The sequence below is a fragment of the Streptomyces seoulensis genome (genome assembly GCF_004328625.1).
In the GTDB taxonomy this organism is placed as follows: domain Bacteria; phylum Actinomycetota; class Actinomycetes; order Streptomycetales; family Streptomycetaceae; genus Streptomyces; species Streptomyces seoulensis.
Genome location: NZ_CP032229.1, coordinates 2,257,205 through 2,279,926 on the forward strand (window position 1 = coordinate 2,257,205; position 22,722 = coordinate 2,279,926).

Annotated in this window: 21 protein-coding genes and 1 tRNA gene; 12 read left to right on the forward strand and 10 right to left on the reverse strand. The window is 69.6% G+C overall.

Annotation, left to right across the window (positions count from 1 at the left end; all coding sequences use genetic code 11):
• Window positions 1-17: 17 nt before the first annotated feature.
• A complete protein-coding gene (locus D0Z67_RS10560; protein WP_031182581.1) occupies window positions 18-3,167 on the forward strand; it encodes a DEAD/DEAH box helicase in 3,150 nt (1,049 codons plus the stop codon).
• A 46-nt stretch (window positions 3,168-3,213) separates the two neighbouring features.
• Here the strand turns inward: D0Z67_RS10560 and D0Z67_RS10565 are convergent, their stop codons facing one another.
• Window positions 3,214-4,053 (reverse strand): IS5 family transposase, encoded by an 840-nt coding sequence (locus D0Z67_RS10565; RefSeq protein ID WP_031182582.1) that lies wholly within the window; start codon window positions 4,051-4,053, stop codon window positions 3,214-3,216.
• 129 nt (window positions 4,054-4,182) lie between these two features.
• On the opposite strand from D0Z67_RS10565, the gene D0Z67_RS10570 reads away from it, so the two are divergent.
• Window positions 4,183-4,386: a LapA family protein gene (locus D0Z67_RS10570; protein ID WP_037775543.1), complete on the forward strand. Its 204-nt coding sequence runs from the start codon at window positions 4,183-4,185 to the stop codon at window positions 4,384-4,386.
• Between the two features lie 6 nt (window positions 4,387-4,392).
• On the opposite strand, the gene D0Z67_RS10575 is transcribed toward D0Z67_RS10570, so the two are convergent.
• A complete protein-coding gene (locus tag D0Z67_RS10575; protein ID WP_031182583.1) occupies window positions 4,393-5,403 on the reverse strand; it encodes an aldo/keto reductase in 1,011 nt (336 codons plus the stop codon).
• Window positions 5,404-5,832: 429 nt separating this feature from the next.
• Here D0Z67_RS10575 and D0Z67_RS10580 point away from each other — a divergent pair, with 429 nt between their 5' ends.
• Window positions 5,833-6,135, forward strand: coding sequence for a hypothetical protein (locus D0Z67_RS10580; RefSeq protein WP_031182584.1), 303 nt, complete (start codon window positions 5,833-5,835; stop codon window positions 6,133-6,135).
• Between the two features lie 56 nt (window positions 6,136-6,191).
• On the opposite strand, the gene D0Z67_RS10585 is transcribed toward D0Z67_RS10580, so the two are convergent.
• Both D0Z67_RS10585 and D0Z67_RS10590 read right to left on the reverse strand, forming a co-directional pair.
• Window positions 6,192-7,721, reverse strand: a complete 1,530-nt coding sequence (locus D0Z67_RS10585; protein ID WP_078873488.1) for an MFS transporter — start codon at window positions 7,719-7,721, stop codon at window positions 6,192-6,194.
• A gap of 113 nt (window positions 7,722-7,834) precedes the next feature.
• On the reverse strand, window positions 7,835-9,181 hold the full coding sequence (locus D0Z67_RS10590) for a DUF445 domain-containing protein (protein ID WP_420824431.1): 1,347 nt from the start codon (window positions 9,179-9,181) through the stop codon (window positions 7,835-7,837).
• A 206-nt stretch (window positions 9,182-9,387) separates the two neighbouring features.
• Here D0Z67_RS10590 and D0Z67_RS10595 point away from each other — a divergent pair, with 206 nt between their 5' ends.
• On the forward strand, window positions 9,388-10,719 hold the full coding sequence (locus tag D0Z67_RS10595; RefSeq protein WP_031182587.1) for an SGNH/GDSL hydrolase family protein: 1,332 nt from the start codon (window positions 9,388-9,390) through the stop codon (window positions 10,717-10,719).
• A gap of 44 nt (window positions 10,720-10,763) precedes the next feature.
• Window positions 10,764-11,366, forward strand: a complete 603-nt coding sequence (gene rdgB, locus D0Z67_RS10600; RefSeq protein ID WP_031182588.1) for an RdgB/HAM1 family non-canonical purine NTP pyrophosphatase — start codon at window positions 10,764-10,766, stop codon at window positions 11,364-11,366.
• Between the two features lie 4 nt (window positions 11,367-11,370).
• Here the strand turns inward: rdgB and D0Z67_RS10605 are convergent.
• Window positions 11,371-11,457 (reverse strand) — tRNA-Leu (locus D0Z67_RS10605).
• A 39-nt stretch (window positions 11,458-11,496) separates the two neighbouring features.
• Window positions 11,497-11,964, reverse strand: a complete 468-nt coding sequence (bcp, locus tag D0Z67_RS10610; protein ID WP_031182589.1) for a thioredoxin-dependent thiol peroxidase — start codon at window positions 11,962-11,964, stop codon at window positions 11,497-11,499.
• Window positions 11,965-12,057: 93 nt separating this feature from the next.
• On the opposite strand from bcp, the gene D0Z67_RS10615 reads away from it, so the two are divergent.
• Both D0Z67_RS10615 and D0Z67_RS10620 read left to right on the forward strand, forming a co-directional pair.
• On the forward strand, window positions 12,058-12,405 hold the full coding sequence (locus D0Z67_RS10615; protein ID WP_031182590.1) for a DUF3618 domain-containing protein: 348 nt from the start codon (window positions 12,058-12,060) through the stop codon (window positions 12,403-12,405).
• Window positions 12,406-12,555: 150 nt separating this feature from the next.
• Entirely contained in the window at window positions 12,556-12,858 is a 303-nt protein-coding gene (locus D0Z67_RS10620) for a GroES family chaperonin (RefSeq protein WP_135788791.1), read from the forward strand.
• Between the two features lie 66 nt (window positions 12,859-12,924).
• Here D0Z67_RS10620 and D0Z67_RS10625 read toward each other — a convergent pair whose 3' ends face one another.
• Window positions 12,925-15,189 (reverse strand): transglycosylase domain-containing protein, encoded by a 2,265-nt coding sequence (locus D0Z67_RS10625; RefSeq protein WP_234312863.1) that lies wholly within the window; start codon window positions 15,187-15,189, stop codon window positions 12,925-12,927.
• A gap of 1,021 nt (window positions 15,190-16,210) precedes the next feature.
• Between D0Z67_RS10625 and D0Z67_RS10630 the strand changes: the two genes are divergently transcribed.
• From D0Z67_RS10630 to D0Z67_RS10645, 4 genes are read left to right on the forward strand one after another with little or no spacing between them, the layout of a single operon-like run.
• The gene (locus D0Z67_RS10630) at window positions 16,211-17,011 is read left to right on the forward strand and encodes an ABC transporter permease (RefSeq protein ID WP_031182593.1); all 801 of its coding nucleotides are present in this window, start codon (window positions 16,211-16,213) and stop codon (window positions 17,009-17,011) included.
• A gap of 49 nt (window positions 17,012-17,060) precedes the next feature.
• Entirely contained in the window at window positions 17,061-17,825 is a 765-nt protein-coding gene (locus D0Z67_RS10635) for an ABC transporter permease (protein WP_107059623.1), read from the forward strand.
• A gap of 4 nt (window positions 17,826-17,829) precedes the next feature.
• Window positions 17,830-18,801: an ABC transporter ATP-binding protein gene (locus D0Z67_RS10640; RefSeq protein ID WP_031182595.1), complete on the forward strand. Its 972-nt coding sequence runs from the start codon at window positions 17,830-17,832 to the stop codon at window positions 18,799-18,801.
• A gap of 9 nt (window positions 18,802-18,810) precedes the next feature.
• Entirely contained in the window at window positions 18,811-19,557 is a 747-nt protein-coding gene (locus tag D0Z67_RS10645) for a DUF1707 SHOCT-like domain-containing protein (RefSeq protein WP_031182596.1), read from the forward strand.
• 4 nt (window positions 19,558-19,561) lie between these two features.
• On the opposite strand, the gene D0Z67_RS10650 is transcribed toward D0Z67_RS10645, so the two are convergent.
• The 3 genes from D0Z67_RS10650 to D0Z67_RS10660 form a co-directional block, all read right to left on the reverse strand.
• Window positions 19,562-19,954 carry a hypothetical protein gene (locus D0Z67_RS10650; RefSeq protein ID WP_031182597.1) on the reverse strand — a complete coding sequence of 131 codons (393 nt, stop codon included), beginning with the start codon at window positions 19,952-19,954 and terminating at the stop codon, window positions 19,562-19,564.
• A gap of 138 nt (window positions 19,955-20,092) precedes the next feature.
• Window positions 20,093-20,830, reverse strand: a complete 738-nt coding sequence (rph, locus tag D0Z67_RS10655) for a ribonuclease PH (protein WP_031182598.1) — start codon at window positions 20,828-20,830, stop codon at window positions 20,093-20,095.
• A gap of 78 nt (window positions 20,831-20,908) precedes the next feature.
• The gene (locus D0Z67_RS10660; RefSeq protein WP_031182599.1) at window positions 20,909-21,142 is read right to left on the reverse strand and encodes a PTS sugar transporter subunit IIB; all 234 of its coding nucleotides are present in this window, start codon (window positions 21,140-21,142) and stop codon (window positions 20,909-20,911) included.
• Between the two features lie 260 nt (window positions 21,143-21,402).
• Here D0Z67_RS10660 and D0Z67_RS10665 point away from each other — a divergent pair, with 260 nt between their 5' ends.
• Window positions 21,403-22,668 carry a PTS transporter subunit EIIC gene (locus D0Z67_RS10665; protein WP_031182600.1) on the forward strand — a complete coding sequence of 422 codons (1,266 nt, stop codon included), beginning with the start codon at window positions 21,403-21,405 and terminating at the stop codon, window positions 22,666-22,668.
• Window positions 22,669-22,722 lie beyond the last annotated feature (54 nt).

The following is a 22,722-nucleotide window of genomic DNA, read 5'->3' on the forward strand; positions in this document are numbered from 1 at the left end:
CACCTGAGGGGGTTGCAGTGGCAGAGGCTAGGGGGCCGGCAGAGCCGGTTGCTGGGGTTTACGAGAAGCTGATCACTCAGGACGACGAGCGAGAGCTCGAGCAGCTTGAGGCTCTGGGTTGGAAGGCCATCAACGCGGCGGTCAGCGCGGAGTCCACGCCCCATGTGCTTGCCAGGCACATCGGGGCGCTGGTCGCCCAACGGCTCACCCAGCTGCCGCCGGAGCAGCGGGTGCCGTTTGCTAACGAACTCCTAGCCTCGCTCGCCGCTAGGGGCGCGACCGAAAGCGAGCCGGAGGCGGTCAGCGCCCTCATCGAGGGTCCGCAGCAACTGCTGGCGCTTGCTAGGCAGGAGGCTCCGGGAGCCTACTCCGTCCGTCCGCTAACCCCGCTGTCTGAGGCGTCGCTGTTGACGAATTCCCCGGAGGACTTGAGCCTCGGCACCGAGCTCCGAGCCGAACTTGCCACTGCGGACCGAATTGACCTTCTGTGCGCCTTTGTGAAGTGGTACGGGATACGAGTCCTTGAGGACGCCTTGCGCGCTGCCAAGGATCGTGGTGTGCCGATTCGGGTCATCACCACCACCTATATGGGTGCCACAGACCGCCATGCCCTAGACCGTCTCGTACGAGACTTCGGCGCCACCGTGAAGGTCAACTACGAGATCCGGTCCACCCGCCTGCATGCGAAGGCATGGCTCTTCCGTCGCAACACGGGCTTTGACACGGCATACGTGGGCAGCTCGAACCTTTCTCGGGCCGCGCTGCTCGACGGGCTCGAGTGGAATGTGCGCCTGTCGTCGGTGGCTACGCCGGCAGTCCTGGACAAGTTCGAGGCGACCTTTGACGCATATTGGAACGACACCGCCTTCGAAACCTACGACCCTGACCAGCACGGTGCCCGCCTGGACGAAGCTCTGGCGCAGGCGAGTGGCACTGGGACGGGAACGGACCTGAAGATCAACCTCTCCGGTCTTGAAGTACGTCCGTTCCCGCATCAGCGGGACATGTTGGAGCGCCTCACGGTCGAGCGGGAGTTGCGCGATCGCCACCGAAACCTCCTCGTTGCCGCCACGGGCACGGGCAAGACCGTGATGGCCGCCCTTGATTACCGCGGCTTGCGCAAGAACTTCGTGGGTGGCCAGCCGCGGCTCCTCTTTGTCGCCCACCGCAAGGAGATCCTGCGGCAGTCGCTCCGCACCTACCGAGAAGTGCTCGATGACGGATCTTTCGGCGAGCTTCTGCATGGCGGTCAGGATCCGCGGGACTGGAACCACGTCTTTGCCAGCGTCCAGTCCCTCAATGTGCAGCGTCTCGAGCAGTTGGCTCCTGATCACTTCGACATCATCGTCATCGACGAATTCCACCATGCCACTGCGTCTACGTACCGGCGGGTCATAGAGCACTTCAAGCCCAAGGAGTTGCTGGGGCTGACGGCCACGCCCGAGCGGATGGACGGACGCAACGTCCAGGATGAGTTCTTCGATGGCAGGATCGCCGCCGAAATGCGCCTCTGGGAGGCACTGGAAAACGACCTCCTCTGCCCCTTCCACTACTTCGGAGTGCCCGATGGCACGGACCTCACGAACCTGAACTGGCAGAAGGGTTCGTACACCGACCAGGACCTCGACAAGCTGTACACGGGCAACCACGCTCGCGCTCGCATCGCGGTGAAGCAGATCCAGGACAAGGTCTCCAACCCCGGGTTTATGCGGGCGCTCGGCTTCTGCGTCACCAAGGCCCATGCCCACTTCATGGCGGGCTTCTTCCGTGAAGTCGGCTTCCAGGCCGTAGCGCTGGACAGTGACTCTTCCTCGGACGCACGCGCCCAAGCACTTGCCGACCTCCGTGATGGCAAGCTTCAGGTGATCTTCTCCGTCGACCTGTTCAACGAGGGACTCGACATCCCCGACGTCGACACACTGCTGCTGCTCCGTCCCACTAATAGCGCGACGATCTTCCTTCAGCAGCTGGGCCGAGGGCTGCGGCGCACCGAGACCAAGCCGGTACTGACAGTCCTCGACTTTATCGGGCAGCACAGGGCTGAGTTCCGCTTTGAGGAGCAGTTCCGGGCTCTGACCAACCTGACCCGCAACCGACTGGTCGACCACATCGAGCATGACTTCCCGCAGCTTCCGTCGGGCTGCCAAATCATTCTCGAGGGCAAGTCCAAGGATTTCGTTCTGGACAACATCCGGACCCAGCTTGGGGCCACGGTGAAGACGCTGATCAAGGAGGTGAAGTCCTACCACACGCCTCTCTTGGCCGACTACCTGCGCGAGAGCAGGCGCGACATCAAAGAGTTGTACAAGAGCGACAACTCCTGGACCGCGGTACTGCGCCGCGCAGGGTTCCTCGAAGAGACCGCTCCCCCTGCGGAGGCAGCGCTACTCAAGCGAGTCCACGCATTTCTGCACGTCGACGACCCGGAGCGGGCGGATGCCTACCAGCGGCTGCTTCAGGATGACGCTCCCACCTACGCGGAGATGAGCCCCCTCGATCAGGCATACGCTCGCATGCTGTTCTTCAACATTTGGGACAACGCAGGCGGCTTCACCAGCTATCAAGAGGGTCTTGAGTCACTGCGTCCGCTGACCGCGTTCCGCGACGAGTTGTGTCAGCTGCTCACGTACGTCATGGAGCGTACGGACCACTTCCCCCTCTCCCTTTCCGGGCGCCTGAGTCAGGTGCCACTGAAGGTGCACAGCGCCTACAACCGCTCCGAGATACTCGCTGCGCTCGGTGTGGCCCGCCTCGGTGGCCAGATGCCGCGCTCGTTCGCGCAAGGGGTGCAGTGGGTCGATAAATTGCAGACGGATGCGCTGCTCATCACCCTGGAGAAAAACGAGAAGGACTTCTCCCCCACCGTTCGCTACAAGGATTATGCACTTAGCCCGACGCTGTTCCACTGGGAGTCACAGAATGCCACGGCTGTCGACTCTCGCACGGGTAAGCGCTACCAGCACCATGAAGCGTTGGGCAGTGAAGTGCTTCTCTTCATGCGCCGATACAAAAACACTGACATAGGCAAGTCCCAGCCCTGGATGCTGCTCGGGCCGGCCACTTATCACACGCACACCGGCAGCAAGCCGATGGCCATCACTTGGCGCCTAGAGCACGAGTTGCCGGCTGATGTGTGGACGTACTCCGCGGCCGTCACGGCAAGCTGAGACCGAACAGCAGGGCTTAGAGATTCCGCGGGTAGAGGACAAGGCGTCATGGTCGGCGGTCTGGCCGTGTGTCCCAGCGTTGGCTGGTCCAGGCTTCGCGGATGAGGCGTCGGATCACGATGATCGCGGTCATCAACGCGAGCAGTGCGTTGATGACGACCGCTCGACGTTCCGTGCAGGACAGGGTGAAGTTGAAGCCGCGGCTGTACCAGGAGTTGGTGCGCTCGACGACCCAGCGGCGAGTGTGGTTGATCGGGATCACGACGCCCTTGGGCTGGATCCGCCACTCGCAGCCGAGATCGGTCAGCAGTTTGCGGGTGACCGTGGAGTCGTAGCCCGCGTCAAGGTGCACCGTGATCTGCTCAGGCAACGCGAGCTCGAAACGCCCGAGCTTCTCTAGCGTCGGGCGCAGCAGCGGGGAGTCGTGGCGGTTCGCGCCGGTCACAACACAGCCCAACGGGATCCCGCGTCCGTCGGTCATCCGCGACCACTTGATCCCGAGTTTTCCCCGGTCAACCGGTGATTTCCCGGCGACCTCACCACCGCAGGGCGCTTTGGTGATCTGCCCGTCGACGGTGATGTCGGCCAGGTCCAGGCCCACGACACGGTCGTAGGTCTCCAACACGATCTGCTCCAGCCCTGCGAAGACACCGGCCGCGATCCACTCGTTGCGTCGGGTTCTCATCGTGGTTGCCGAGCACGATTGATCGGCGTGCTTCTCGTACGAGCCGCCGAAGACGAGTTTCGCGACGAGCTTGTCGAACATGATCCGGTCCGGGATCCGTGGGTTGTGACAGCCCCACGGATGTGTCTCGAGATGCGGTGGCAGGAGGGCCTCGAACTGGACCCACAAGGGCTCGATCGCCCATGCTTCGACGGCTGGCACCGGTGCTCCGTTTTCAGATGTAGAGATGTAGGAGTCCCGCGTCAAAACGGATCCCGGGCCCGCGTCACATCAGCCTGACGCCCCTACCTGTGAAATTTCTTACCAATTGACCAAACTCAGGATCAGTCGGTGGACGTCAGCTACTTCGGTGCCCACGGGTGCGTTCCGCTGCGCGTGGCCCTGCTGCCGGCCGCGGTGGCGGGCATCCTGCTCACCGCGCTGGCGGGCAGCACGCGGATCATGCAGTTGCGCGCGACCGCCCGCAAGCACCGCCGGGCCGACCACAGGGCTGTGAAGGCCGAGGCCAAGGACTCGTCAAAGGCCCGGCGGTAGCCCGGACTACCGGGAGCCCGCCACAGGCCGCTGCTTGTAGAAGGACTCCTCCAGGTAGGCGGCCTCGTGCGGCTGGTAGGGCTCCTCCAAGTAGGCGGCCTCGTCTTCGTCGAGTTCGACGTCCACCGCGGCGACCGCGTCGGCCAGCTGGGTCGGCTTGGTGACCCCAACGATGGGCGAGGTCACCGTCGGGTTGCGCATGACCCAGGCCAGGGCAACCTGGGCCGGGGACAGACCCCGCTTGCCCGCGATCTCGTGGACACGCTCGGCCACTGCCTGGTCCTCGTCGCGGTAGAGGATCTTGCCGCCCGCGTCGGTCTCGGCGCGCGCCGTGGCGGTGTCCCGGGCCCGCGTCAGCCTGCCCCGCGCCAGCGGGCTCCACGGGATCACGCCGATGCCCTGGTCGGCGCAGAGCGGGATCATCTCCCGCTCTGCTTCCCGGTGGATGAGGTTGTAGTGGTCCTGCATCGACACGAACCGGGTCCAGCCGTTCAGGTCAGCCAGGTACAGGGCCTTGGCGAACTGCCAGGCGTACATGGAAGAGGCTCCGATGTAGCGGACCTTCCCGGACTTGACCGCGTCGTGCAGCGCCTCGAGGGTTTCCTCGATCGGGGTGTCGTAGTCCCAGCGGTGGATCTGGTACAGGTCGATGTAGTCGGTCCCCAATCGCTTCAGGGAGGCGTCGAGCTCGGCGAGGATCGCCTTGCGGGACAGCCCGGCGCCGTTCGGGCCGGGGCGCATCCGCATCCAGACCTTGGTGGAGAGAACGACCTCCTCGCGCCGGGTGAAGTCCTTGACCGCCTGGCCGACGATCTCCTCGCTGCTTCCGGCGCTGTATCCATTGGCCGTGTCGAGGAAGTTGACGCCGCCCTCGAGGGCCTGCTTGATGATGTCCCGGCTGGCGTCCGCGCCCAGCGACCAAGGCTCGCCGCCCCGGTCCGGCTCGCCGAAGCTCATGCAGCCGAGGGCGATGGCGGAGACTTCCAGTCCGGTCGTTCCGAGTTTGATGTATCGCATGCTTCCGAACCTAGGAATTGGAGTGCGCTCTAACGCAAATACGTCTCGGTCCGGAATTCGGAGGTGTGGGGCATGTGTGCCCTGTCAGGTTTTGACCGTTTCGGCCAGACGTACCAGAGCACCCAGCGGTAGCGGATAACAAACTGTCAATTCTCGGCCGAGCGCGTGGGGCACTACTCAGCCCCCCGACGGCAAACCGCCCTCGCGGGTCCGTCGCCACGACCGATCATCGCTCGATCACTAGGAGATTCCGCTGGTCCCGGCGGTGGTATCGCGGCGCTCGCGACGGCGCCCCTACCCGCGGGATCTCTTAGCAGGGCGGGCCTTGGGGTGGGGCAGACGACCCCGTCGGTGGGTGCTTCTTGCCGCCCGTTAGCCTCGACCGCACGTATGGCGAACACGGCATACGAGGACGACAGGAGACAAGTCATGGCCAAGGTTCCTGGTGCGGTGGTCGCCGCCGTCGGTCTCGTCGGTGGTTACGGCGTCGCCCGTTGGACGAAGAGGCGGCCGCTCGGTGGGGTGGTGCTGGCCGGGGCCGGGGTCGTTGCCGCGCGGGAGTGGAACGCTCGGGCCGGGGCTCCTACGGCTGCCGCGCTGACCGGTGCGTACGTCGCCGGGTTCGCCGGGTCCCACCCCCTCGCCAAGAAGGTCGGCGCCTGGCCCTCCGTGCTCGGCGTGGCCGGCGCGGTCGCCCTCGCCTCCTGGGCGTTCGCCGACCGGCGGAGCTGAACACCACGTCCCCCGGTCGGGGCCGCCCGGCACATCCCTGGCGGCCCCGTGTCCACCTATCCCACCCCCACCCCCGAAGGCGCCGTGGACGACAGCGGCGTGGCCACGTCCTCCAGTGAGCGCCCCTCCGCCCGTACCGCCAGTGCCGCCGCGACCAGGCCCGCCACGCACATCAGGGACGCGCCGATCTGGAAGGCGAGGACCGTGTCGCCCACGTGGCCGGTGCTCGTCAGGTCGGCGAAGATCAGCGGGCCGCTGATGCCGCCCGCCGCCGTGCCCAGGGCGTAGAAGAAGGCGATGGACATCGCGCGGGTCTCCATCGGGAAGATCTCCGAGACGGTGAGGTACGCGCTCGACGCGCCCGCGGAGGCGAAGAAGAGGACCGCGCACCAGCAGGCCGTCAGGGTGGTCGCGCTGAGCGAGCCACGGTCGAAGAGCCATGCCGTGCCGAACAGCAGGAGGCCGGAGAGCAGGTACGTGGACGAGATCATCACCCGGCGCCCCACCGTGTCGAACAGCTTGCCCAGCAGCAGGGGGCCGAAGAAGTTGCCGACCGCGATGACCGCGAAGTAGTAGCCGGTCCGGTCGGCCGGGACGTCGAAGAAGCGGGTGAGGATGGCGCCGAAGCCGAAGGTGATGGCGTTGTAGAGGAACGCCTGGCCGATGAAGAGGGAGAAGCCGAGTACCGCGCGCCGGCGGTAGCGGCCGAAGACGGTGCGGGCGATCTCCAGGAAGGTGACGCTGCCCCGGCGGTGGATCTCCAGCCGGCCCTCGGGCGCGGGCAGCGCGTGCCCCTGCTGATCCTCGATCTTCCGCTCGATCCCGGAGACGATCTCCTCCGCCTCCCGGTCCCGGCCGTGGATCAGCAGCCAGCGTGGGCTCTCCGGTACGTGCCGTCGTACCAGCAGGATGACCAGGGCGAGCACCGCGCCGAGGGCGAAGGTGAGGCGCCAGCCGATGTTCTCCGGCAGGAAGGCGGTGTCCAGCGCCAGGATGGACAGCAGGGAGCCGCCCACCGCGCCCAGCCAGAAGCTGCCGTTGATCATCAGGTCCACCCGGCCGCGATAGGCGGCCGGGATCAGCTCGTCGATCGCGGAGTTGATGGCCGCGTACTCCCCGCCGATGCCGAAGCCGGTCAGGAAGCGGAACAGGAAGAACCACCACGCCTCGGTCGACAGCGAGGTCAGCGCGGTCGCCGCGAGATACACGGCCAGCGTGATCATGAACAGCTTGCGGCGCCCGAAATGATCCGTCAGGCGCCCCCAGAACAGGGCGCCGACGCACGCACCGGCCACGTACAGCGCGGCCGCGGTGCCGGTGACCTGCCCGGAGCTGATGGAGAGTCCGCTGCCGGGCTCGGAGAGCCGGCCCGCGATGTTGCCGACGACCGTGACCTCCAGGCCGTCGAGAATCCACACCGTGCCCAGGCCGACCACGATCGTCCAGTGCCAGCGGGACCAGGGCAGACGGTCCAGCCGGGCCGGGATGTCGCTGGTGGTCGAGCCACCTCCCGCCGCACCGCCGCCGTTCGCACCGCTTCCGGTCGAGCCGCCCGATCGTGACGGCGTCCCCGCTCCCGTACTCATCGGCACCCCTCGCTCCTCGGCACCCCTTCGTCGTCGAAGGACGACTTACGGGTGCCCGCGCCGCACGGGATCAGACCGGGCCGCCCGGCAGGCTCACCCCGCCGGGCGAGCCGTCAGCCGCCGAGCGCCCGCGACACGGTGTAGATGACCAGCCCGGCCAGCGAACCCACCACCGTGCCGTTGATCCGGATGAACTGGAGGTCGCGCCCGATGTGCGCCTCGATCTTCCGGGTGGTGTGCTCCGCGTCCCAGCCCGCCACCGTCTCGGTGATCAGGGAGGTGATCTCCTTGCGGTAGCTGGTGACCACGTGGACGGCCGCGCCCTCGACCCAGCGGTCGACCTTGCCCTGCATCTTGGGCTCGGTCGCCAGCCGCCGCCCCAGCGAGAGCAGCCCGGTCCGCACCCGCAGGCGCAGCTCGCTGTGCTCGTCCTCCGCCGCCGCGACGATCATCGACCGTACGGCGGTCCAGGCGGACGCGATCAGGTCCTGCACCTCGTCCCGGGCCAGCACCTCGCGCTTGAGCCGGTCCACCCGTGCCCGGGTCTCGGTGTCGGACTGGAGGTCGGAGGCGAAGTCGGTGAGGAAGCGGTCCAGGGCGGCGCGCGCGGGGTGCGAGGGCATCTCCCGCATCTCCGTGACGAAGCGCAGCAGTTCCTTGTAGACGCGGTCGCCGACCTTGCGGTCCACGAAGCGCGGGGTCCAGCCGGGCGCGCCGCCCTCGATGGCCACCATCACGTCGTCCCGGTGCCGCTCCAGCCACTCGTGGGCGCGGCCCACCACCAGGTCGACCACGCGCCGGTGGCCGCCGTCGGCCACGATCCGGTCCAGCAGCTTGCCCACGGCCGGTCCGATCTCCCGCGCGTCGGCCCGCCGGGTGATCGCCTCCCCCACCACCGCCTGCACGTCCGAGTCGCGCAGCACGGTCAGCGCGCCGCGCAGCGCGGTGGCCAGCTCGGCGGTGACCCGGTCGGCGTTGGCCGGCTCGGCCAGCCAGTCACCGAGCCTGCTGCCGATGCCGACGGCGGCGAGCCGCTGCCGTACGACGTCCTCGGAGAGGAAGTTCTCCCCGACGAACTCGCCCAGGGAGACGCCGAGCTGGTCCTTCTTGGTGGGGATGATCGCGGTGTGCGGGATGGGCAGGCCCAGCGGGTGCCGGAACAGCGCGGTGACCGCGAACCAGTCGGCGAGCGCGCCGACCATCCCGGCCTCGGCGGCCGCCGCGACATAGCCCGTCCAGTGTCCCGCCCCCGCGTGCCCGGCCCAGGTGGCCAGGGCGTACACGACGGCGACGAACAGCAGCAGTCCGGCCGCCGTGAGCTTCATGCGCCGTACGCCGCGCTGCCGCTCCTCGTCGGCCGCCGTGAAGGCGGTCATGGTCCGGTACGAACCGGCCCGCCCGGCAGCCGTCGGCCGGGGGGTGCGGCCCGGCTCCGCCTCTTCCGTTTGCGCGCGTTCCATCTCGCTCCGCCCGATCGGTGATCCCGCACACACATTGTCCCTTCCCGCCTCGGCAGGGAACGGCGGGGAGGCCCACGGCGTCAGACTGGAGGGGGGCCGGGGCAGGTTCCGGCGACCGGGGTGCCCGTCAACTCCGGTCCCCCATATGCCGCATCATGGTGTATTGATCGTCCGGCTTCCCGTCTCCCGAGGAGAACAACGCCAGCGTGACCAAGCGCCACGGTTATGCCCTGCTCAGTGCGTTCGTCGCACTCGTCGTCGCCCTTTCCGTCACCGTCCTCATCAGGTCGGCGGCCGGCGAGGGCACCTCGGGGTCCACGGCCACGGGCCGGCGCCCCCACGGTTCGTCCGCCGCGCCCGCCTCGGCGGGCACCTGGGTCGGCTCCTGGGCCGCGTCGCCCGTCGGCGCCGAGCCCGGCACCGAGGCCACCGGCCTCGCGGGCCGCTCGGTGCGCAACGTCGTGCACGCGCACACCGGCGGTACGAGCGCCCGCGTCACCCTGTCGAACCTGTACGGCCAGGCGCCGCTGACCATCACTCACGCCTCGGTGGCCCTCTCGGCGGGCCGGGGCACGGCCGCCGCCCGTGCGGAAACGATGCGGCGCCTGACGTTCGACGGCTCCTACGCGGTCACCATCCCGGCCGGCGGCCAGGCCGTCAGCGACGCGGTGCGGCTCGTCGTCCCGCACGACCAGGACGTGCTGGTCACCACGTACGCCCCCACGCCCTCCGGGCCGGTCACCATCCACCCGCACGCGCGGCAGATCTCGTTCGTGGCGCCCGGTGACCGCACCGAGGAGGCGACGGGCGTCCCGTACGCCGAGCGGAGCGGGTACTGGCGTTACCTGACCGCGCTGGACGTGCTGAGCAACGAGGCGGACGGCACGGTGGTGGCGTTCGGCGACTCCATAACCGACGGCATCACCTCGACCATGGGCGAGAACCGACGCTGGCCGGACGTGCTGGCCTCCCGGCTGCGTTCGGCCGCCGCGAGCGGGGCGGACGTGCCGCGCTACTCCGTCGTCAACGAGGGCATCACCGGCAACCAGGTGCTGGCCGACGGGCTGGGCCGGCCCGCCGAGAACCCGAGCGGGCTGTCCCGCTTCGGCCGTGACGCGCTGTCCCGGCCCAACGTCAAGGTCGTCGTCATCGACCTCGGCATCAACGACGTCACGCACTCCCGCTCGGCCGCCGACGGCAAGAAGATCACCGACGGGCTGCGCACCCTGGTCCGGCAGGCGCACGCGCGCGGACTGAAGGTCGTCGGCACCACCCTGACCCCGTTCGGCGGCCACCGGACCTGGACCCCGGCGCTGGAGCGGATGCGCGAGCAGGTCAACGCGGAGATCCGGGCCGGCGGGGTGTACGACGCGGTCGTCGACTTCGACCGCGCCCTGAAGGACCCCAGCGACCCGCACCGGATGCTCCCCCGGTACGACTCCGGCGACCACCTGCACCCCAGCGACCTCGGCTTCCACACCATGGCCGAGACCCTGAACCTCTCGCTCCTCAAGGGCGCCGGACAGGCGGAGCTGTAACCCCTGGCGGGTACGCGGAAGGGGGCCGGTGAATACTGGCCCCCATGACCCGCTTGATCCTCGCCACCCGTAACGCCGGAAAGATCACCGAGCTGAGGGCCATCCTGGCCGACGCCGGGCTGCCGCACGAGCTGATCGGTGCCGACGCCTTTCCCGAGATCCCGGACGTCAAGGAGACCGGCGTCACCTTCGCGGAGAACGCCCTGCTGAAGGCGCACGCGCTCGCCCAGGCCACCGGGCTTCCGGCTGTCGCCGACGACTCGGGGCTCTGCGTCGACGTGCTGAACGGCGCCCCCGGCATCTTCTCCGCCCGCTGGGCCGGCCGGCACGGCGACGACACCGCCAACCTCGATCTGCTGCTCGCCCAGCTCTCCGACATCGCGGACGAGCACCGGGCCGCCCACTTCGCCTGCGCGGCCGCGCTGGCGCTGCCCGACGGCACCGAGCGGGTGGTGGAGGGCCAGCTGCGCGGCACCTTGCGGCAGGCCCCGGCGGGGAGCGGCGGCTTCGGGTACGACCCGATCCTTCAGCCGGAGGGCGAGAGCCGTACCTGCGCGGAGCTGAGCGCGGACGAGAAGAACGCCATCAGCCATCGCGGTAAGGCGTTCCGTGCCCTGATCCCGGTGGTGCGGGAGCTGCTGGGCTGAATGCTGGTGCGGCCGGAGGGACTCGAACCCTCACGGGAGTTACCCCACTGGGACCTAAACCCAGCGTGACTGCCAATTCCACCACGGCCGCCTGCTGCTGCCCGGCCATGCTAGCGGCCGGGCGGCGGCTTCAGATGCCCAGATCCTTGATGATCTTCGCCACGTGACCGGTGGCCTTGACGTTGTACAGGGCGCGCTCGACCTTGCCGTCCTCGTCCACGACGACCGTGGAGCGGATGACACCGGTGACGGTCTTGCCGTAGAGCTTCTTCTCGCCGAAGGCGCCGTACGCCTGAAGGACCTTCTTGTCCGGGTCGGCGAGGAGGGTGACCTTGAGGTCCTCCTGCTCACGGAACTTGGCGAGCTTCTCCGGCTTGTCGGGCGAGATGCCGATGACGTCGTACCCGGCGCCGGACAGCAGGGCGAGGTTGTCGGTGAAGTCGCACGCCTGCTTGGTGCAGCCGGGGGTAAGCGCGGCGGGGTAGAAGTACACGATGGTCTTGCGGCCCTTGTGGTCCGACAGGGACACCTCGTTCCCGTCGGCGTCGGGCAGGGTGAAGGCGGGGGCAACGTCCCCGGGCTCAAGTCGCTCGCTCATCCGCCAAGCCTAACCGGGGGCCCTTGCCGTGCGGTGTGGCGCAGAGCTGACAGACTGTTCGGAACAGCACCAGGAGATTTCGGAGGCCGTACGGTGGCGGAGACGTCGGACACCAGAACACCGGCGCAGATCGAGGCGGACATCAAGCGCCGTCGTGCTGTGCTGGCCGAGACGCTCGACGAGATCGGGGTGCGGGTGCACCCCAAGACGATCGTCGGGGATGCCAAGGCGAAGGCCGTCGCCGGCGTCGACCGCGTCTTCGGACGGGCGTACGTCCAGGTCAATCGCGTGATGACCGAGGTGCGGGACCAGTTCGTGGACGACGACGGCGCGCCCCGCATGGAGCGCGTCGTACCCGCCGCGCTGATCGTCGCCGGGACGGTCGGGCTGATCGTCGCGGGCTCGCGCAAGCGCAAGCACCGGCGTCTGCTCTCGCGCTAGCACGGACCACCTTTCGCGACCGGGTCGCCGCGGCGAGGAGCCGTGGCGACCCGGAGGCGTGTCCGCGCCGCGCGGGCAGGTAGGTTCGGGGGCGTGAGCGCCAACAGAGACGAGCAGAGCACCTCCCAGCACGACAAGCTGCCCATCCGGATGCTGCACGACCGGGTGCTGGTGCGGCAGGAGACCGGTGAGGGCGAGCGCCGTTCGGGCGGCGGCATCCTGATCCCCGCGACCGCGGCGGTCGGGCGCCGGCTGGCCTGGGCCGCGGTGGTCGCGGTCGGGCAGAACGTCCGCACCGTGGAGCCCGGCGACCGCGTCCTGTTCGACCCGGAGGACCTGGCCGAGGTCGAGGTCCGGGGCGTGGCGTACGTGCTGATGCGCGAGCGGGACCTGCACGCGGTGGCCGCGGACCGGTTCGAGGGGTCGGAGGACTCCACCGGGCTGTACCTCTGAGCCATCGCCGGAACATACGAGAAGGGGCTGACGACCGTGGTCGTCAGCCCCTTCTCGTGTGCGGTCCTACTGGCGCCGGGCCGTCTGCGGGGCGATGAAGCCGCCGGGCAGACCGGTGGTACCGGGGTCGGCGCCGCCGCCCGTGCCGCCCGTACCGGGCTGGCCGCCGGGGTTACCGCCGCCGGTGGCGCCCCCGTCGGCGGCCCCGCCGTTGGTGGTGGCCGGGCCGCCGCCCGCGCCGCCGTCGGTGGTGGTGGCACCGCCGCCGCCCGTGGTCGGGTCGGCGGGGGTGGTGCCCTGGGAGGGGGTGCTGCCGCCGTTGCCCTGGCCGCCGTCGGTGGGCGTGGTGCCCTGGCTCGGGGTGCCGGTGGTGCCGCCGTTGTCCTGGCCCGCGTCGGTGCCGGGCGAGGTGGAGGGGCGGGTGCTGGGCGCGACCACGTCGGCGCCGGGCTGGAGTTCCAGGTCGAAGCTCGCGGCGGGCTTGCCGCGCAGCGCGTCCCGCGTGTACTGCGCCCAGATCTCGGTGGGCGGACCGCCACCGTTCATCCGGGCCACGCCGAGGGCGCCGTACAGCGGTACGTGCTTGGCGGTGACCGGGTCCTGGCCCATCACGGAGACGACCGTGGCGAGGTCCGGGGTGTAGCCCGCGAACCAGGCGGCGGTGTCCTCCTCGGCGGTACCGGTCTTGCCCGCGGCCGGACGGCCTGCGGCCTGCGCGGCCGTGGCCGTACCGCCCTCGACCACGCTCTTCAGCACCGAGGTGGTGGTGTCGGCGGCCTCGCGGGTGACGGCCTGCTTGGTCTGCCGGCCGGGCAGGTCGACCGGGACGTTGTCCTTGCTGATCTTCTCGATGATCGTGTACGTGCCGTGCCGGCCGTGGTTGGCCAGGGTGGCGTACGCCTCGGTCATCTCCAGCACGCTGGCGTTGGCGGTGCCGAGCGCGATGGACGGGGACGGGTAGAGGTCGGGGGTGTCGGCCGGGATGCCGAGGTCGATCGCGGTCTGCTTGACCTTGTCACCGGTGACGTCGGCGGCCATCTGCGCGTACACCGCGTTGACGGACAGGTCGGTGGCCTTGCGGACGGTGATCTGGCCGTAGGACTTCTGGTCCTCGTTCTCCGGGTTGTACCGGCCGCCGGACCAGCCCGTCACCAGACGCTTGTTGGTGCCGTCGTAGTACGTGTTGGGCGTGATGCGCTGGCCGTCCTGCGTGCTGGAGGAGTTCTGCACGGCCGAGGTGAACACGAACGGCTTGAAGGTGGAGCCGACCTGGTAGTCGCCCCGGGTCGCACCGTTGGTGTACTGCTGCACGTAGTCGATGCCGCCGTACATCGCGACGATCTTGCCGGTCTTCGGGTCGATCGAGGCGCCGCCCGCGCGGACGTAGGTGTCGGCCTTGCGGTTCTTCTTGTCCAGCTTGGAGATGAGCTGGTCGTCGACGGCCTTCACGAAGGCGTCCTGCTTGGGCTTCTGGATGGTGGTCGTGATCCGGTAACCACCCGCGGTCAGCTGGTCCTTGGTGAGGATGTCGTGGCCGACCAGGTACTGCTTGACGGCCTCGACCAGATAGCCGCGCTGGCCGGACATGCCGGTGGAGACGGTCTGCTCCTTCGGCATCGGGAACTTCATCCCGGTGCGCTCGGACTGGCTCAGCCAGCCCTTGGCGACCATGCCGTCCAGCACGTAGTTCCAGCGGGCGAGCGCGGCCGGCTTGTTCTCGGGGTGGGCGACGACGTCGTACTCGCTGGGCGCGTTGACCAGCGCGGCGAGGTAGGCGGCGCGGCCCGCGTCGAGGTCGATCGCGTCGACGCCGTAGTACGCCTGGGCGGCGGCCTGGATGCCGTAGGCGTTGCGGCCGAAGTAGCTGGTGTTGAGGTAGCCCTCGAGGATCTCGTTCTTCGACTTCTCCCGGTCCAGCTTGATCGAGATGAAGAACTCCTTGGCCTTGCGGGTGACCGTCTGCTCCTGGGCCAGGTAGTAGTTCTTCACGTACTGCTGGGTGATGGTGGAGCCGGACTGCTTGCCCTTGCCGAGGGCGGTGTTCCAGCCCGCGCGGAGCATCGCCTTGGGGTCGACGGCGGACTCGGTGTAGAAGTCGCGGTCCTCGGCGGCCAGGATGGCGTGCTGGGCGGGCTTGGCGATCTGGGCGAGGCCCACGTTCTCGCGGTTGACCTCGCCGTCTCGGGCGAGCTGGGAGCCGTCGGCGTAGAGGTAGACGGTGGCCTGCTTGGTGGCCAGGGCGTTGGCGGCCGGGATCTGGACCATCGAGTAGCCGAGGAACAGCAGCCCGATGACCACGATCACGCACATGACGAAGGTGCCGAGCACCATCCGCCAGGTGGGGAAGATCCGCCGCCAGCCGGTGCGCTTGGGCCGCTTGGGCTTCTTGCCGCCGCCGTCCCCGGTACCGCCGCCACCCTCGCCGCCGTCGCTGCCGTTGCCGCTCGCCTGGGGGGTCGCGGTGGGCTCGGACGGGGTGCGGGGCAGGACGCTGGTGGCTCCGGCCGCGGCGGCCGGGGCTGCGGGAGCCGGGGCCACGGGGGGCTTGGGCGCGTCGGCGCCGGGCTTGGGGGTGTCGCCGGACCGGGGCGCGTTGACCCGGCGGAGCACCTGCGTGCTCTCGGCGGGCGGCGGCTGGTCGGCCTTGACGCGCCGGAGCACCTGGGTGCTCTCGGGCGCCTGCTCCGGCTTGGCACCACCGGTACGGGGCTTCGCCGACCCGGCGGGGGCGCTGACCCGGCGCAGCACCTGGGTGCTCTCGGCGGGCGGGGTGTCCGCCGCCGGGCTCTTGGCCGGCGGGTTCTTCCCCGCGGGGGACTTCTCGGCGGGGGACTTCTCGGCGGGGGACTTCTCGGCAGTGGACTTCTCGGCGGGGGACTTCTCCGCCGGGGCCTCCTTGGCACCGGACTGCGCGGGCACGGCCGGGGCCTGCGCGCCCTTGGCACCCTCGGCACCCTCGTCCGGCTTCTCCGCCTCGGGCTTCCCGCCCGTCGCCGGAGAACCCGTCGCCGAAGATCCCGTCGGCCGGGGGGCGTTCGGGCTCTTCACCGGTTTCGCCTGCGGTTCCGCTGCTGCGGGCCCCTCAGCCGGCTGAGGTCCCCTCGGTGCCCCGCCCTCGTTCGGCTGCTGCGGCTGCGGCTCGTCGCTCATGTCGTGCACGGACTCCTGTTTCGTCGTACGTTCCCGTACGCCTCGTACGCCTTCTGCGCCCCCTGGTTGAAGACTCTCGCACCTGGTGAACCGTTCCCGGATTCCGGCACGCTTCGGTCACGGAAAACGCGTGGCCGTTCGCGGGGGCCGGGGGCTAGGCTCCTGCGCTTCGGTGTCGAGCAGTCCGAGGAGGTGGACCGGCGTGGACGCTGGACGGTTGTACGTGGCCGTCGCGGCAGGGGGATTCAGACGGTACGCGACCTACCGCGCGGCCACGGCGGCAGGGGTGTTCACCAATACCGTCTTCGGTCTGATCATCGTCTGCACCTACCGTGCCCTGTGGGACGCCCGTCCGCACTTGGGCGGATATGACCAGGCGCAGGCCGTGACCTACGTATGGCTGGGACAGGCCCTGCTCTCCACGCTGGCGATCGGCGGCGGGGGCGTCGAGGAAGAGTTGATGGAACGCATCCGTACGGGTGACGTGGCGGTCGATCTCTACCGGCCGGCCGATCTTCAACTGTGGTGGCTCGCGGCCGACCTGGGCCGGGCCTGTTTCCAGCTGCTCGGGCGGGGGGTGCTGCCCTTCCTCTTCGGGATGCTCTGCTTCCACGCCTATCTGCCCCCGGACGCCGGCACCTGGCTGGCGCTGCTGGTCACGCTGGCGCTGGCGATGCTGGTCGGCTTCGGCATCCGGTACCTGCTGGCGCTGAGCGCGTTCTGGCTGCTGGACGGCTCGGGGGTGACCCGGATCGCGCAGCTGGCGGGGTATTTCTGCTCCGGGATGCTGCTCCCGCTGAACGTCTTCCCGGGCACGCTCGGCGAGGTCGTGCGGGCGCTGCCCTGGTCGGCGCTGCTCCAGGCCCCGGCGGACGTGCTGCTGGGCCGGGCGGACCTGCTGGGGGTCTGGCTGTTCCAGGCCGGATGGGCGGTGGCGCTGCTGGGCGCGGGGCGCCTGCTCCAGTCGGCGGCGACCCGGCGGGTGGTGGTCCAGGGTGGCTGAGTACGGCCGGGTCCGCGAGGGTGTGCGGGCGTACGGGCTGATCGCCGGGATGTGGGTGCGCTCCACGATGGCGTACCGGGCATCGTTCGTGATGACCACGTTCGGCAACTTCGCGGCGACCTTCTTCGACTTCGTCGCGATCATGCTGATGTTCTCCCGCGTGGACTCGCTGGCGGGCTGGTCGCTGCCGGAGGTGGCGTTCCTGTACGGGCTGTCGGCGGTGGCCTTCGGGATGGCGGATCTGCTGATCGGGTCGATGGACCGGCTGGGGCGCCGGGTGCGGGACGGCACGCTGGACACCCTGCTGGTGCGTCCGGCGCCGGTGCTGGCGCAGGTCGCGGCGGACCGGTTCGCGCTGCGGCGGCTGGGCCGGGTGACGCAGGGGGCGCTGGTGCTGGGCTGGTCGCTGAGCCGGCTGGACGTGGACTGGACGCCGCTCAAGCTGCTGCTGATGCCGGTGATGATCGCGGGCGGCTGCGGGATCTTCTGCGCGGTGTTCGTGGCGGGCGCGGCCTTCCAGTTCCTGGCGCAGGACGCCTCGGAGGTGCAGAACGCCTTCACCTACGGCGGTACGACCCTGCTCCAGTACCCGCCCGCGGTGTTCACCGAGGGTCTGGTGCGCGGGGTGACCTTCGTGCTGCCGCTGGCCTTCGTCAACTGGGTGCCCGCCGCCTATGTGCTGGGGCGCCCCTGTCCGCTGGGGCTGCCGGGGTGGACGGCGTTCGTCTCCCCGCTGGTGGCGCTGGCCTGCTGTGCGCTCGCCGGGCTGGCCTGGCGGGCGGGACTGCGTTCGTACCGGAGCACGGGGAGCTGAACTGATGGCGGACGGCGAGGGGTTCATCGCGCTGGAGAAGGTCGGCAAGGTCTTCGAGGTGCGCAGGAAGACCGGGTTCCTGAAGCGGGAGCGGCGCGAGGTGCGGGCGGTGGACTCGATCTCGTTCACCGTGGCGCGCGGGGAGATGGTCGGCTACATCGGGCCGAACGGCGCGGGCAAGTCGACCACGATCAAGATGCTGACCGGCATCCTCACCCCGACCTCGGGCCGGCTGCGGGTGGCCGGGATCGACCCGTCGCGGGAGCGGACCCGGCTGGCGTCCCGGATCGGGGTGGTGTTCGGGCAGCGGACGACCCTGTGGTGGGACCTGCCGCTGATCGACTCCTACCGGCTGGCGCACCGCATGTACCGGATTCCGGACGCCCGGTACCGGGAGAACCTGGACCGCTGTGTCGAACTGCTGGAGCTGGCCGACCTGTTGGACGTGCCCGTACGCCAGCTCTCGCTGGGCCAGCGGATGCGCGGCGACATCGCGGCGGCCCTGCTGCACGACCCGGAGGTGCTGTACCTGGACGAGCCGACGATCGGCCTGGACGTCGTCTCCAAGGCGAAGGTGCGTGGCTTCCTGAAGGAGCTGAACGCCGAGCGCGGCACCACGGTCCTGCTCACCACCCACGACCTCCAGGACATCGAGCAGCTGTGCTCGCGGGTGATGGTGATCGACCACGGCCGCCTGGTGTACGACGGTTCGCTGACCGGGCTGCACACGGCCGGGGAGGGCGAGCGGACGCTGGTGGTGGACCTGGAGCGGGAGCTGCCGCCGGTCGAGGTGCCCTCGGCGCGGGTGGTGCGGGTGGAGGGGCCCCGGCAGTGGCTGGCGTTCCCGGCCGGACAGTCGGCGGCACCCCTGGTGGCCCATCTGGCGGCGGCCTACCCGCTGGTGGACCTCTCCGTCCGGGAACCCGACATCGAGGCGGTCATCGCCAAGATGTACGCGGAGAAGGCCGTCTCGTAGTCTGCTGTCATGACCGACGACGCTGCCCCGGACCGCCGTTCCCCCGGTCCCGTGCCGGACCTCCGCGCCTCCGACGCCGACCGGGAGCGGGTCGCCGAGATCCTCCGCGACGGCCTGGCCGAAGGCCGCCTGGACATGGCGGAGTTCGAGGAGCGGCTGGAGTCGGCGTACCAGGCCCGCACCTACGGCGAGCTGGCCCCGCTGACCAGCGACCTGCCGGCCACCCCGGCCGCCGCTCCCCCGGTCTCCTTCACCAAGCGGCCGGTGGACGACGGGAGTTGGGCGTCCCGGATCGTCGGCGGCGAGGGCTCCTCGACCGGGGCGGTGGCGGTGCTGTCCGGGTTCCAGCGCAAGGGGCGCTGGACGATGCCGAAGAAGTTCACCTGCTTCGCGTTCATGGGCGGCGGCGAGATCGACCTGCGCGAGGCGTTCTTCGCGGACCGCGAGGTCGAGATCAACTGCGTTGCCGTCATGGGCGGTCTGGAAGTGATCGTGCCGCCGGGTGTCGAGGTCGTGGTGCGCGGCATCGGCGTCATGGGCGGTTTCGAGCACCTGGACCGGGACGAGCCCGGCGACCCGGGAGCGCCGCGCGTGACCATCACCGGGTTCGCGTTCTGGGGCGGGGTCGGCGTGGAGCGCAAGCTCACCCGGGCCGAGCGGCAGCGGCTGAAGGAGCTGCGCCGCCGGGACCGCCTGGACCGCCGGGAGGCCCGGCAGGAACTCCGCCGGGGCCGCCGGGAGGACCGGGGGCGCTGAATCCCTACGGGGTGCAGACCTTGGTGAGTTCGCCGGCCGCGTCGGTGACCGGGCGGACGTCCGGGGTGTTTTCCCCGTTCCTGATCTCGGTCCGGACGTGGGAGACGGCCGAATTCAGGTCGTCCACCGCCTTGTTGACATCGGCGTCGTCCGTGCGGTCGCCGATCCGGTCCAGGTTCTGCTCTATGGAGTCCAGCGAGGCGTCGGCCCGCGAGGGGTCGTCCGCGGCGTTCTCCACGGCCTGCTGGAGGTCGGTGACGCTGTCCGCGATGGAGTCGGCGGTCTGCACACAGTCCAGGGCCTTGTGCACGGCGTCGCAGCCGGTGGCGAGGCCCACGGTGAGCGCGGCGGCCGCGAGCGCGGCGATGACGGTGGTACGGCGGCGGCCGGCGGCCATGCGTGTCCCTCCCCAGGTACGGCTGGCCGGGCGCGCGGGATCGAGCCGCGCGCCCGTACCGTCCAAGACGCCGTCCGCCGGGGCGGGGTTGCCTGGGGGTGTCCGTCTTTTTTGGGGTTCTCTTTACCCGCCCCGGTGCTACTCGGGCAGGGTCAGCGCGAGGGCGGCCCGCTGGAACTTGGTGAGTTCGGCGCAGCCGGCCACACCCAGGTCGAGCAGGGCGTTCAGCTCCTCGCGGGCGAAGGGCTCGGCCTCGGCGGTGCCCTGGATCTCGACGAAGCGGCCGTCGCCGGTGCAGACCACGTTCATGTCGGTCTCGGCGCGCACGTCTTCCTCGTAGCAGAGGTCGAGCAGCGGGACGCCGTCGACGATGCCGACCGAGACGGCGCCGACCGTGCCGGTGAGCGGCTGACGATTGGCCTTGACCAGCTTCTTGCGCTGGGCCCAGGCGATCGCGTCGGCGAGGGCGACGTAGGCGCCGGTGATGGCGGCGGTGCGGGTGCCGCCGTCGGCCTGGAGGACGTCGCAGTCCAGGACGATGGTGTTCTCGCCGAGCGCCTTGTAGTCGATGACCGCGCGCAGCGAGCGGCCGATGAGGCGGGAGATCTCGTGCGTGCGCCCGCCGATCCGGCCCCGGACCGACTCACGGTCGCCGCGGGTGTTGGTGGAGCGGGGCAGCATGGAGTACTCGGCGGTGACCCAGCCCTCGCCGCTGCCCTTGCGCCAGCGGGGGACGCCTTCGGTGACGCTGGCGGTGCAGAACACCTTGGTGTCGCCGAAGGAGACGAGGACGGAGCCCTCGGCGTGCTTGCTCCAGCCGCGTTCGATGGTGACGGGGCGGAGCTGGTCGGGGGTGCGGCCGTCGATGCGAGACATGCGGCTGAGCCTATCGGGAGTGACGCGAGGGGCTCCTCCCCCATGGGAAGAAGCCCCTCGTGCAGGTGAGCGCGAGGCTCACATCATGTCTTCGATCTCCGCGGCGATCGGGTCGGCGTCGGTGCCGATGACGACCTGGACGGCGGTGCCCATCTTCACGACACCGTGCGCGCCGGCGGCCTTCAGGGCGGCCTCGTCGACGAGCGACGGGTCGTGGACCTCGGTACGCAGGCGGGTGATGCAGCCCTCGACCTCGTCGATGTTCTCGATGCCGCCGAGCCCGGCGACGATCTTCTCAGCCTTGCTGGCCATGTTCTTTCTCCCTGGTCCGAACCGGTCCGAACGAGAACCGTCCGGAGACTGGTCTACACCACCACGGGGAACCCCGCCAAACCGCCCCCGGACCCCGGCGCGTCCGGCACTCCGCGTAGCCCTTCGATCGCTATTTCACGGGTTCCTTATATCCATGCCATCGTGCTACAACAGGTCTACACCACAAGTGGTGTAGACCACAGACGCTGCCGTCCCCTTCCATGGTCCCAGGGCGGCGCCCTGCCCATCTGGAGGAAGTTGTGACCACGGCCAGCGCCGCGCCCCCGGCCGAGAACAAAAAGGGCGCCAAGGTGATGGGCGTCCTGCAGCGGATCGGCCGCAGCCTGATGCTGCCGGTCGCGGTGCTCCCCGCCGCCGCCCTCCTGGTGCGGCTCGGCAACACCGACATGCTGGGCGACCCCTCCTTCCCGGCGTTCCTGACCAAGATCGCTTCCTTCATGGCCGCGGGCGGCAACGCGATCCTGGACAACATGCCGCTGCTGTTCGCGGTGGGCATCGCCATCGGCTTCGCCAAGAAGTCGGACGGCTCGACCGCGCTCGCCGCGGTCGTCGGCTACCTGGTCTTCAAGAACGTGCTGGCCACGTTCACCGACAAGAGCCTGCCGAAGGTGGCCACCGCCGTCGACGGCAAGGTCGTCATGGTGAACGCCCCGGTGGACGCCAAGGTCCTCGGCGGTGTGGTGATGGGCATCGTCGTCGCCCTGCTCTACCAGCGCTTCTACCGCACCAAGCTGCCCGACTGGGCCGGCTTCTTCGGCGGCCGCCGGCTGGTCCCGATCCTCTCCGCGCTCGCGGGTCTGCTCATCGGCATCGTGTTCGGCTACATCTGGCCGGTGCTCGGCGCGGGTCTGCACAACTTCGGTGAGTGGCTGGTCGGCTCGGGCGCGGTCGGCGCGGGCATCTTCGGTGTCGCCAACCGCGCGCTGATCCCGATCGGCATGCACCACCTGCTGAACTCGTTCCCGTGGTTCCAGGCGGGCGACTACCACGGCAAGAGCGGCGACATCGCGCGCTTCCTCGCCGGCGACCCGCACGCGGGCCAGTTCATGACCGGCTTCTTCCCGATCATGATGTTCGCGCTGCCCGCCGCCTGCCTGGCGATCGTGCACTGCGCCCGGCCCGAGCGCCGCAAGGTCGTCGGCGGCATGATGTTCTCTCTCGCGCTGACCTCCTTCGTCACCGGTGTCACCGAGCCGATCGAGTTCACCTTCATGTTCATCGCCCCGGTGCTGTACGCGATCCACGCGGTGCTCACCGGTGTCTCCATGGCGCTGACCTGGTCGCTGGGCATGCGGGACGGCTTCGGCTTCTCGGCCGGTGTGATCGACTTCGGCCTGAACTGGGGCATCGCGTCGAACCCGTTGGGTCTCATCCTGGTGGGCCTGTGCTTCGCGGTCGTCTACTACGTGGTCTTCCGCTTCGCCATCATCAAGTTCAACCTCCCCACGCCGGGCCGTGAGTCCGACGAGGAGCTGGCCGAGATCCAGAAGGCCGAGGCCAAGTAACCCGGCCGGCCTACGCGCGAGGGCCCCGGAACCTGATCAGGTTCCGGGGCCCTC